We start from the raw sequence: 12,146 nt of genomic DNA, 5'->3' as shown, positions 1-12,146 counted from the left end.
TCAGTATGTTTTCTGAGCCCAATGGCGCTGGCGGAATTGATAATAGCGACCTTGCATGTCTAATAGCGCTTGATGGGAGCCTTGTTCGACAATTTTACCACTATCCATCACACAAATGTTATCCATTTCTTCTAGACCTTGCATGCGATGGGTGATCACAATTAACGTTTTATCCGCACACTTTTCTTTTAAGAGCGTTAAAATTTGCTGTTCTGTTTGAGCGTCTAATCCTTCCGTTGGCTCATCCATTAGCACAAGTGGCGTATTATGCAATAAGGCACGAGCAATGCCTAAACGGCGCTGTTCGCCCCCCGATAACTGGCGACCACCTTCCCCCATCCATGCGTTGAGCTTCAATTCATTCTCAAGCAGATTACCTAAGCCAACTTGTTGTAACACCGCATTTAATTCTGCATCTGTGGCTTGGTCATTGGCCAATAGCAGGTTATTACGCAGAGTGTCGCTGAACACATGTACTCGCTGTGGCACCACTGACATAATGCTACGCAGTGATTTTTCACTAAACGTGTTAATCGGCTGGCCATTTAATGTAATTGTACCGCTGTCGACATCCCATGCACGGGTTAACAGTTGCAGGAGCGTTGATTTGCCGCACCCTGTTTTCCCAAGTAAAGCGAGGTGTTGTCCTTTATTTAAGCTCAATGATACGTTATTAAGCACAGCAAAGGGCTGATCGGGGTAGGTGAACGAGATATTATCAACAGTCAGGTTTTCCAATGTTGTAATGGAAGGACTTTCCGCTGGGAAAGTGACCTCTGGTTTTGCAGTCATCAGTTGTGAAACGCGGGTTGCCGAAGCAATCACTTGCCCCATATGTTGGAAAGCGACAGCAACGGGACCTAATGCTTCAAAGGCAGCTAGCGAACAAAAAACAAACAGTGCGATCAGGGCACCAGGTTGAGTATCTCCACCAACATGGTCTGCAGCCATCCACAATAACAATGTTGCCGTCACACCTGATGCAAATAAAATGATCGCTTGAGATAACCCTGTTAAAGCCGCTTGCTGTTGCTGGCGTGTTTGCCAGTTATTTTCAATCTGCCAAAGATTGTGACGAAAACGTGCAGTCGCGCCAAATAAAGTTAGCTCTGCTTGACCTTGCAGCGCTGAGGTTAAAATGGTTCGGTAGTCGCCGCGAAGCTCAGTGAGTTCACGACCAATTGGCTTACCTGCGCGGTAAAAAACAAATGGCATGGTGAACAGCAAGAATAACATCACGCCACCGAGTGTCCATGCGAGGCGAGGATCGAGGTAGCTCAAACCAAAAATCAAGACGAACGTGACAAAAAATGCAGTGATAATCGGTGATAACACTCGTAAATAGAGGTGATCGAGGGTTTCGACATCAGCGACTAAACGGTTTAACAGCTCCCCTTGGCGGAAGCGGCTAATTCCCCCCGGCGAAAGTGGGAGTATTTTGCTAAAAGCAAAAACGCGTAAGTGAGCAAGGACTTTGAATGTTGCATCGTGACTGACTAACCGCTCACCATAACGGCCGGCAGTACGGAAAATTGCCGCACCCCGTACACCAGCTGCGGGTAGCATATAGTTAAAATAGTACAGCCCTGGAAAGCCTGCGATGGCGGTACCTGCTAAAAACCAGCCAGAGAGTGTTAATAGCCCAATACTAGCAAGTAATGTGACAATCGCCAAAATGATCCCAAGCGTGATTAAAAACCAATGACGGCGGTAGAGGGCTAAGAAAGGATATAAAATTTTCATTATCAAAGCTCCTCACTACGATGGGCTAATAACTGGGAAAACGCCCCTTCAGACTGGCTGAGTTGCTGGTAATTCCCTTGCTGAATGATTTGGCCGTTAGCCATTACCCAAATTTGGTCGTAATCTACTGTTTCTTCCAGTAAGTGCGTAACAAGTAAGGTTGTTTGTTGCTCTGATAGCTGGTTCAACGTCTGCATAACGCGTTGTTCACTATGTGAATCAAGGCTTGCTGCGGGTTCATCTAATAATAATAACCGCGATGATTTTAATAAAACCCGTGCAACAGCAACACGCTGCGCTTGCCCAACAGAGAGGCGTGCCGCGTAGTCACCAAGGCGCGTATTTAAGCCATCAGGTAAATGTGGTAAAAACTCAGAAACATATGCTTTATCAATGGCTTGCTGAATCTCTTCCGCGGAAGCATTTGGTTTGCCTAAGCAGATATTTTCAATTAACGTTTGTTCAGGCAAATGCGGGTTTTGACCAACCCAGCCGAGTAATTCACGCCATTTTTCAGGGTTCAGCTCACGCAATTCAATGCCATTAACGGTGATTGAGCCTTGGTAAGGTAAAAACCCAAGGAGTAAATTGAGTAATGAACTTTTCCCTGCCCCACTTTGCCCAACTAATGCAATGCGTTGTTGAGGCTCAATGGTGAAATTGAGGGGACCTGCAAGGCGGATACCATCGTGAGATAAAATTTCGAGTTGACTCGCTTGGATCCGAATAGCTTCATTGGCGGCCAGTGTTTTCGTACCTTGTTGGGGCTTTTCTTCCCCTTCGCTATTAAGCAGTGTTTGTAACGTTTCGGCAGCCCCTAAGGCCTGAGCCTTAGCATGGTAATAAGTACCTAAGTCACGCAGTGGCTGGAAAAACTCAGGAGAAAGGATCAGCGCAAGGAAACCCGCAAATAGCGTGACAGGCAAGCCGTAGCTACCAAAATTCATTTCACCTAAATAGGAGAATCCGAAATATACTGCAACCACAGCAATGGAAATTGAAGCAAAAAACTCTAAAACGCCAGAAGACAAAAACGCCATACGCAGTACTTCCATGGTTCTGGAGCGAAAATCTTCAGTAGATTCGCGAATTTGCTGGATTTCTGCTTTTTCACGGAAAAATAAACGAAGGGTATCCAGTCCTCTGAGTCTATCTAAGAAGCTACCACTTAAGCGTCCAAGTGCAATAAAGTTGCGGCGGTTTGCATCAGCAGCGCCTAAGCCCACTAAAGCCATAAAAATGGGGATCAAAGGGGCAGTAACAAACAGGATCATCGCCGCAGCCCAGTTAAATGGGAAGATAGCGATAAGGATCATAATGGGCACTATTGCGGCAAGATACATTTGAGGAAGATAGCGCGAATAGTAGTCTTGCATATCTTCAATTTGTTCAAGAATAATAGTCGCCCAGCTTCCCGCGGGTTTACCTTTCACCCAAACAGGGCCGAGTTCTTGCAGTTTATCTAATACGCGAGTACGAATTTCTTGTCGAACAACTTGACCGCAACGAAAACCAACGCGCTCTCGAACATAGGTGACTATAGCACGAAAAATAAACACGCCAATCAGAAGGCAAAATGGGGTCAATAGTTGTTCTCGAGGGGTGCTATCCATGATCAGTGCTTGTAGGATGACCGCTAAGAACCAAGCCTGAGCAATAATCAGTAATCCACTCACCATGCCTAATAGCATAGAGATCCGCAACCAGCGCTTCGCGGGCGCACTGTGCTGTTTTAACCAACGTACCAATTCAGTCTGTCTTGATTTATCCATAATGATTTAGTTAGCAGGTGTCATTTTAATATCATTGAGTATAGTTAGGTTGTGAAAGCCTAACATCGTTTTTATCGTTCGCTATAGAGCCAAATAACATCAGGGCGGTGAAATAATGATCAAGTAACATATTTAATGAAAACAGTGAAAACGGTATTTTTGATCTCGGCCTGTAATTCGGTTATTTACGCTACATCATAGCAGCTTAACTGGCAGATGTTACATAATAAAAAAGGGTTATTTAATGTGGAAAGTGCTTTGTTATCAAATTGTTCAGTAAAGGTAAATTGAATATTTCAAACTAGGGTTAGGGCGAAATACAAAAGTTATAGAATACTACTGTATTTTTACGTAATGGAAAGAAGGCTTAACAACTTATGTTAAGCCGCAGACTGCTGACAAACCGATTAGGTTTGTCAGCAGGTTGGATAGGTTTTGAAAAAATAAGGAAAATCAATATATTGATTTTCGCCTGATAACACAAAGTGGGAAAAACCACGCTTTTCTCCCACTTTGTCAACAACCTCAGGCTTAACAACTTATGTTAAGCCGTTCAAATTGTTAGTGTGGATTATGGGGCAGGGGTAATGTTTAACCACTCTTTAGTTTTTAAGGTAAATTGCCCATTGAGCAAATTATCCCAAGCAGCGTCTTTATTTTGCACCGTATTGTATGAATGGCTTTGTGTATCGACAACTTCCCAAGTTTGTTCTGTTTGCTGCCAAATATTGCAATCAATGGTGGTACTCGTGGGGTAGGAATAACACATAACCATATCATCTTGACCATCTTGATTTACATCAGCCATAAACCCTAAACATGAATAAGGGTCATATTTTGATGTGCAATACCATGAACTGTTCAGGCTATCACCTAAATCAAACCAGCTATCCGGCAAAGTAGGGCTATTTTTCACTGGTATAAGGACTTCTTTTAGTTGTCTTTTTTGTTCTTCACTATATGAACTTGTTTGGAACAGCTTTTGATATTCAGGGTTGCTATTGAGTTGTTCAAATGCACGTTTACCTTCATCACCCAATTGTTTTAAATCATAAGCGAGCGAGCTATTAACGTTGATTTTACCGTTATTCACTCCCGCAATAATGCTATTGATAGTAATCGTTTTGAAATTGGCGATAGGACTATTGATTACTAAAATAAGGGTAATAAGGGAAAGAATGCCTACTTTATTAATTGTACCGAGTGAGGTCATCCACGAGGTTCTTTTTCGGATAATGGCGAGGCTATAAGCCAGAACAACGAATGCCAAAAAGAGGGCGATTGTGAAGGCATATAAACGCTCAACGCTCCAGCTATATTGGTTAACCCGCACAAGAATACCGTACAATGAAAGACCTGAAAAAGCATTGAGCAACAAAATATTAATTAACACAAAGGCGTTTAATCCTTTGCGAAATTGATACAGTGTACTGCCATCGCCATAAACAAAATTAATAAAAATCAGGTTAAGGATCACAAACCACAGCATCACCGCTGAACCCAAGCCCGCAGAAGTCAGCCCCGAAAAAGAAGAAATAATAAAGCCACCTAAGAAAATGACCGCAACGACATTCAGTAATGGTAGGAAAAAGCGGGCAATAAAGCTTGCGAAGTTACTGAGTTGAATTTCAATGCTCGCACGTAAAAATACTAAACCAATATTAAAACCGAGGGTGAAACAGATCCAATAAACAATGTCGTTATTTAGAGAGTCACTTAAAAAATGCAAATTAACAATATGAAACAAAAAGCTAGCTAATTTCACGATTAGCGTCAGGAGCCCACCTATTGCCGCAGCTAACATACCTAAAAAGGTATTTTTGATGTACAGCCCCATTAAACAACCGTAATTTATTTTCCATGACGATGTAGTTTGTAGCAATTGCATCCAAGGTAGCATGAAAAATAACAAGACTGTCAGAGTTATAAACGCGACAATGGGGTTAGCATCCGCTGCGTTTTCAAAATCTTGACTATGCCAGAAGTTAACCCAACAAGTGAGCGCGATAGTCAGAGCAATGCTGAGATAAAAAATAATTGATTTGGCATTGGTAATTAAATAGCTCACCACAGATGGCACAAATATCGCTAATAACAAGGGGAGATACACTGTGGTTCCATCTAAAAGGCTACTAGAACGAACCGTGTAATCCGCAGTTGCAGCAATAACGATACCCTGCACGATAGAAAGAAGGATAATAATTAAATATGAATAGCCACGAACAACATCACGCCCAAACGGTTGAGCCATAGCAATACCTATAAAGTTAATATCATGTAGCAAACAGTATAGATAAAGGCGGGGGAGAGAAAATATAAACTTGCTCTTAAAAATATGGGGTAAGTGAAGCATTAACATGAAGTTATTTTAAAAAAAGCGGAGACCTTAACAGGGCACCGCTTTTTTCACAAGAATGATGGCAACTATTTTGACGCTAAACCGTCAAGGTAACGCTCTGCATCTAATGCTGCCATGCAGCCTGTCCCTGCTGAGGTGATAGCTTGGCGATAAATATGATCCATTACATCACCCGCAGCAAACACACCTTCTACAGAGGTCTGTGTTGCGTTGCCTTGTGTACCCGATTGCACTTTGATATAGCCATTCTCTAAATCGAGTTGGCCGTCAAAGATAGCCGTATTTGGGCTGTGACCAATCGCGATAAACGCCCCCATCACTGGGATATCTTCAGTCACGTGTGTTTTCGTGCATTCAAGGCGTACGCCTGTTACGCCCATCTCATCACCTAATACTTCGTTTAAGGTGCGATCAGTATGCAAAATAATATTGCCGTTTTCGACTTTATCCATTAAACGATTAATTAGAATTTTCTCGGCACGGAAGCTATCACGGCGATGGATCAAATGGACTTCAGATGCGATATTCGATAAATATAGCGCTTCTTCAACGGCAGTATTTCCGCCACCTACCACAGCCACCTTTTGATTACGATAGAAGAACCCGTCACAGGTCGCACAGGCAGAGACGCCACGACCTTTAAATGCTTCTTCAGAAGGTAAGCCGATATAACGAGCAGAGGCGCCTGTTGCAATAATGAGTGCATCACAGGTATATTCGTTTTCATCACCAAATAAACGAAATGGACGTTGTTGTAAATCCACTTTATTGATGTGATCAGCGATAATTTCGGTTTCAAATTTCGCCGCGTGCTCATGCATACGTTCCATCAGACTCGGACCGGTTAGGCCTTCAGGGTCACCCGGCCAGTTTTCGACTTCAGTTGTTGTCGTTAATTGACCGCCTTTTTCCACCCCAGTAATCAGTGCAGGGCTTAAATTTGCGCGAGCAGCATAGACTGCCGCGGTATAACCAGCGGGACCTGAACCTAAAATGATTAACTTGCGATGTGTGGTTGTGCTCATGAATTCCTCTTTTAATCTAAAAAAAAGCATTCTTAGGATTGTAGGAGAAATAGAAAGTTAACAAAAGGGATTTAAGTGCGAGTTTGTTTTATGGGACTAATTTCTCTGATAGGCAAGGCTAACCAAATGTAAGAAAATGTGACAAAAAGTTGGGGGCGTCACGCTTCACAATTTTTAGGAATAATCTTGAATTAAGGCTGCGAAACGTTTTACTGGAAAAAAAAGCGAAATCTTGTACTGATTTTTATTCATTTGCTTTGACAATCGGCTGCGCATTTGCGAAAACATCTATGTAAGAGTTAATTATCTAGTGAGTCAATAAAAATGGCGCATTTTTGTTCCTGCTGGAAAGTTATCTTTACACTACTTACAAACTAAAAAAATGGATCATGTTTGTGAATGATCATTACATTCACACGAACTTCAGCACTATAGATAGAATTTGCCCTGAACACGAATTCCTAATAAAAAAGGTGGTTGGCAAGGGGTTTATTTTATAGATGTAGAAAATAACAATTAGAGAAAGAGAGATAAAGAGATGATTGACAATAAAAAGCGTCCTGGCAAAGACCTTGACCGTATCGACAGGAATATATTAAACGAACTACAGAAAGACGGGCGTATTTCCAACGTAGAATTATCCAAGCGTGTTGGTTTATCTCCAACGCCTTGTTTAGAGCGTGTTCGTCGTCTTGAAAGACAAGGTTTTATTTCGGGCTATACCGCCTTACTGAACCCACATTACTTAGATGCGTCCTTGTTAGTGTTTGTTGAAATCACACTGAACCGTGGTGCGCCAGATGTGTTCGAACAGTTTAATACAGCAGTGCAAAAACTAGAAGAAATTCAAGAGTGTCACTTGGTTTCTGGTGATTTTGACTACTTGTTGAAAACGCGTGTGCCAGATATGTCCGCATATCGTAAGCTGCTAGGTGAGACGCTGTTACGTTTACCAGGTGTAAACGACACTCGTACCTACGTAGTTATGGAAGAAGTTAAACAAAGTAACCGCTTAGTGATTAAAACTCGCTAATTTACGCTTTTTTAACCTCACTTCAGCACAGCATTATCCGCTTTGTTGTCGCACTGCAGTTTCAACGCTGAGTTTACTCAGCGTTGTTCCGTTTTAGAGCTGAATAATTTCTGAAAATTTCCTTTTAAAATCGGCTAGTTGACCGTAAGCTCTACCTTTCTTACGTAGTTTTACGAAAAAAACCTTAATTCTCGATAAGTTTTATTATCAATTTATTGATTTTAAAGCTATAAATAATTAGGAGTTTTGACGATAAATAGAAATTGAATCCTAATACATTAGATGAAATACTGGGCGACTATGTATGGATCACATAATTATTTACCTTAGAGCCAGCAAAACAGGCATCTCAAGGCGATTAATGTTAGAATAAATAGAGTCAGTAAAGAACATCAGTCAGTAAAGAAACAATAATGAGCCACGAATACACAGAAGATAAATACATTAAGTTTAAAAAACTCAGTAGCGGAAGACGGCTGCTCGAGGTAATTTTGCTCGCGATTTGCCTAATCGCAGTCTTTCTTATGGTTGCGTTATTAAGCTTTAGCCCTTCGGACCCGAGTTGGTCACAAACCACGTGGAATGCCCCTGTAAAAAATTTAGGCGGCAGTGTAGGGGCATGGAGTGCTGATATTCTGTTTTCAGCTTTTGGTATTCTTGCCTTTGCTATTCCTCCTCTGTTACTACTGGGGTGCTGGGCTATCTATCATTATGAAAGCCAGCGCCGTTATATTGACTTCTTCTCGCTTTCTTTACGCCTTATTGGCGGTTTAGCACTGATCCTTTCATCTTGCGGTTTAGCCGCGCTAAATTTTGATGATTTACCCAATTTTGCCTCAGGTGGTGTGATAGGTAGTGTGTTTAGTAATGCCATTATGCCGTGGTTCAACTCCTTAGGTGCTACACTGGCGCTCTTGTTCTTATGGGCAATTAGTTTCACCTTATTTACCGGGTGGTCATGGTTGACCATTGCGGAAAAAATCGGTGCGGCCATTCTTCTTCCTATTACACTATTAACAAATCGCGCCAGAGGCGACGATATCAACGATTATGATGTCGAGGAAACGGAAGATGCATTACAGCGTGCGCAAGAAGCGGAACACTTAGCGAATGATAATCAGCAGCACTTTGATGCAGATGATGTGCTGTTTTCAGCGCCAACTGTAGTTGAACTTGTTACAGGTAATACACCTCAAGGGGATGTGGTTGAAACGCAAAGTTCTATGGCTCAAGCACAAGCCACAACTGTGCCAGAAACCTCCTCGGAGACAGCGCAAGAAATATTGCCATCTTTCTCTGCGGTTGATGAACCCAAAACTTACCACTTTGAAGTTCCTGATGATTACCAGCCACAATTTGGTGAGCACGTTGAAAAGCAAGCAGAGCCTGATGTTCCTCATTCGAATCATGCCTCTGCCACCCCATCGGCGTTTAGTTCTGCCGATAACGCTCAGCCGCAACATCAAGAAAATCAGGCATTTATTGAAGACGTTAATACACCGTCAATGCCAGTAGCACCTGCGCCACAAAATACGCTTTCACCTCAGGTTCCTCCTGCGTTATTTACGCCTGCATCACCCATTGCGGATATTCCTGCTAATTCTTCTGTTAGCGACCGAGTTGCCGATAAAGCTGCGTTAGCCGCAGCAGGTATTTCTATTGCAGCGCTTGAGCGTCATGCGCAGGTTAAACAGAATATGGAGCCAGAGCTGCCAAGGCCAAACCCAGTTCGTATACCAACGCGCCGTGAATTGTATGGTATTCGAATTCCATCCCAGCGAGATGCAGAGTTGCAACGTCGCCAAGAAGAGGCATTAAAGCGTGAAGAAATCTATCAGCAGTGGTCTACAACTGAAGTAGAAGACGAGCAAAATAGTGACGATGTCGAACAAAATGCGTTATTACGTGCTCAGTTCCTAGAACAGCAACGTGAGCGCTATGGGGAAGTGGATAACACTGATGATGAACCACTTATCCCTGAGGAAAACTCAGTTAATTTAGCAGAAAATCAGCAGGTTGAGCACAAAGAACAACCATCAGCTCATTCATGGACTCAACCTACTATAGAGCATCGTTGGGCTTCTTCTTCTGATTTATCGGTGAATACACATAAATTCGCGGAATCAGAAGTTCCTGCTATCGTGCCGAGTGATTCTTCCGTGAGTCCAGTTGATGATGAGCAAGACAGCTTTGAGCCGAAGATTGACTTACGAAGAGAATTTTCAGTATTGGATAGTTTTTCTCCAGTGGATGATTTAATTGATGAAACACCCGCTGATCCACTTTTTATGCCTTCATTTACTGCGGTTGAGCCAACAGTTACGCCACAAAATAATCCGCATTCAGAGCTTGGCAATAAGGAATTCGCCACACACACTTTGGCGCAGCCACAGCAGCCACAGCAGCCACAGCAGCCACAGCAGCCACAGCAGCCACAGCAGCCACAGCAGCCACAGCAGCCACAGCAGCCACAGCAGCCACAGCAGCCACAGCAGCCACAGCAGCCACAGCAGCCACAGCAGCCACAGCAGCCACAGCAGCCACAGCAGCCACAGCAGCCACAGCAGCCACAGCAGCCACAGCAGCCACAGCAGCCACAGCAAGATAGCTTATTCCACCCGTTCTTGGTGCGTAATGACCAACCATTACCAAAACCGACAACGCCAATGCCTTCCCTTGATCTATTGGCAAGCCCACCGGCGCAAGAAGAGCCAGTAGATATGTTTAAACTGGAGCAAACAGCAAGGCTGATCGAAGCTCGGTTAAATGATTACCGTGTGAAAGCAGAAGTTGTTGGCTTCTCTCCCGGTCCGGTTATCACTCGTTTTGAGCTTGATTTAGCACCGGGCGTCAAAGCTGCACGTATTTCGACATTATCCCGAGACCTTGCACGTTCATTATCAACAGTTGCGGTGCGTGTCGTCGAGGTGATACCGGGTAAACCGTATGTTGGATTGGAGTTGCCAAATGAAAAACGCCAAACCGTTTATCTAAGCGAAGTGTTAGACTGCGATGATTTCAGAAAAAATCCATCGCCATTGACCATTGTGCTTGGTAAAGACATTGAAGGCGACCCTGTTGTTGCTGACCTAGCTAAAATGCCACACTTATTGGTAGCAGGTACAACAGGCTCAGGTAAGTCTGTGGGGGTCAATGCGATGATCCTCAGTATCTTATACAAAGCGAAGCCTGAAGACGTGCGCTTTATTATGATCGACCCGAAAATGTTGGAACTTTCTATTTATGAAGGGATCCCGCACTTATTGACGGAAGTTGTTACCGACATGAAAGACGCTGCGAATGCGCTGCGTTGGTGTGTTAATGAGATGGAACGCCGTTATAAGTTGATGTCTGCATTGGGTGTTCGTAACTTAGCAGGTTATAACGATAAAATTAAAGCAGCGGCAGAGATGCAGCGACCGATCCCTGATCCATTCTGGAAACCGGGTGATAGCATGGAAACAGAGCATCCAATGCTGAAAAAAGAGCCTTATATCGTTGTGATGGTGGATGAATTTGCAGACTTAATGATGACAGCAGGGAAGAAAGTGGAGGAGTTAATCGCAAGGTTAGCGCAAAAAGCGCGTGCTGCGGGTATTCACTTAGTGCTTGCGACTCAGCGTCCGTCAGTCGATATCATTACTGGGTTAATTAAAGCAAACATTCCAACTCGAATTGCCTTTACGGTATCAAGCAAAATTGACTCACGCACCATTCTCGACCAAGGCGGCGCAGAGTCGCTACTGGGGATGGGGGACATGCTTTATTTACCGCCTAACTCATCAATTCCAATGCGTGTACACGGTGCTTTTGTTCGTGACCAAGAAGTCCATGCGGTAGTGAATGATTGGAAAGCACGTGGTAAACCGCAATATATTGATAATATCACAACATGCAGTGATGACAGCGAAGGTGGTGGTTATGAGGGTGGTGGTGAAGAACTTGACCCATTATTCGACCAAGCTGTTGAATTTGTGATTGATAAACAAAGAGTTTCTATTTCCGGGGTTCAGCGTCAGTTCCGCATCGGGTATAACCGCGCTGCGCGAATTGTCGAGCAGATGGAACTCCAAGGCATTGTCAGCGAGCAAGGTCACAATGGAAACCGAGAAGTGCTTGCGCCGCCATCGATGGGGCACTAAAAGTGGGTAGCAACTTAATAAGTTAATGTGCTAATTGCGGGTTTAATTTAAGGGGTGTATAACGTCACCACG

General features: G+C 43.5%; 6 protein-coding genes. 2 read left to right on the top strand and 4 right to left on the bottom strand.

Annotation, left to right across the window (positions count from 1 at the left end; genetic code table 11):
* The 4 genes from cydC to trxB all read right to left on the bottom strand — a co-directional run bounded on the left by cydC (position 1) and on the right by trxB (position 6,899).
* Positions 1 to 1,743 carry a cysteine/glutathione ABC transporter ATP-binding protein/permease CydC gene (cydC, locus tag AB6N04_RS10370; protein WP_369308222.1) on the bottom strand — a complete coding sequence of 581 codons (1,743 nt, stop codon included), beginning with the start codon at positions 1,741 to 1,743 and terminating at the stop codon, positions 1 to 3.
* Positions 1,744 to 1,745: 2 nt separating this feature from the next.
* Positions 1,746 to 3,515: a cysteine/glutathione ABC transporter permease/ATP-binding protein CydD gene (cydD, locus tag AB6N04_RS10365; RefSeq protein WP_369308221.1), complete on the bottom strand. Its 1,770-nt coding sequence runs from the start codon at positions 3,513 to 3,515 to the stop codon at positions 1,746 to 1,748.
* Positions 3,516 to 4,086: 571 nt separating this feature from the next.
* The gene (locus tag AB6N04_RS10360) at positions 4,087 to 5,766 is read right to left on the bottom strand and encodes a DUF4153 domain-containing protein (protein ID WP_369308220.1); all 1,680 of its coding nucleotides are present in this window, start codon (positions 5,764 to 5,766) and stop codon (positions 4,087 to 4,089) included.
* 173 nt (positions 5,767 to 5,939) lie between these two features.
* Complete coding sequence (gene trxB / locus AB6N04_RS10355; RefSeq protein WP_369308219.1) at positions 5,940 to 6,899, bottom strand: thioredoxin-disulfide reductase; 960 nt, start codon at positions 6,897 to 6,899, stop codon at positions 5,940 to 5,942.
* A 538-nt stretch (positions 6,900 to 7,437) separates the two neighbouring features.
* Between trxB and lrp the strand changes: the two genes are divergently transcribed.
* Together lrp and AB6N04_RS10345 are read left to right on the top strand one after the other, a co-directional pair.
* Complete coding sequence (gene lrp, locus AB6N04_RS10350; protein WP_004918089.1) at positions 7,438 to 7,932, top strand: leucine-responsive transcriptional regulator Lrp; 495 nt, start codon at positions 7,438 to 7,440, stop codon at positions 7,930 to 7,932.
* 413 nt (positions 7,933 to 8,345) lie between these two features.
* Positions 8,346 to 12,074 carry a DNA translocase FtsK 4TM domain-containing protein gene (locus AB6N04_RS10345; RefSeq protein ID WP_369308218.1) on the top strand — a complete coding sequence of 1,243 codons (3,729 nt, stop codon included), beginning with the start codon at positions 8,346 to 8,348 and terminating at the stop codon, positions 12,072 to 12,074.
* Positions 12,075 to 12,146 lie beyond the last annotated feature (72 nt).

It is taken from the genome of Providencia rettgeri, assembly GCF_041075285.1.
In the GTDB taxonomy this organism is placed as follows: domain Bacteria; phylum Pseudomonadota; class Gammaproteobacteria; order Enterobacterales; family Enterobacteriaceae; genus Providencia; species Providencia rettgeri_G.
The sequence above is the reverse complement of the archived record's forward strand: the minus strand, read 5'-3'. Positions and strand labels throughout refer to the sequence as shown.

Bases quoted from the DNA above. Each gene is read 5' to 3' on its own strand.
- AB6N04_RS10360 (WP_369308220.1), bottom strand. From the start codon at position 5,766: ATGGCTCAACCGTTTGGGCGTGATGTTGTTCGTGGCTATTCATATTTA.
- cydC (WP_369308222.1), bottom strand. From the start codon at position 1,743: ATGAAAATTTTATATCCTTTCTTAGCCCTCTACCGCCGTCATTGGTTT.
- trxB (WP_369308219.1), bottom strand. From the start codon at position 6,899: ATGAGCACAACCACACATCGCAAGTTAATCATTTTAGGTTCAGGTCCC.
- cydD (WP_369308221.1), bottom strand. From the start codon at position 3,515: ATGGATAAATCAAGACAGACTGAATTGGTACGTTGGTTAAAACAGCAC.
- AB6N04_RS10345 (WP_369308218.1), top strand. From the start codon at position 8,346: ATGAGCCACGAATACACAGAAGATAAATACATTAAGTTTAAAAAACTC.
- lrp (WP_004918089.1), top strand. From the start codon at position 7,438: ATGATTGACAATAAAAAGCGTCCTGGCAAAGACCTTGACCGTATCGAC.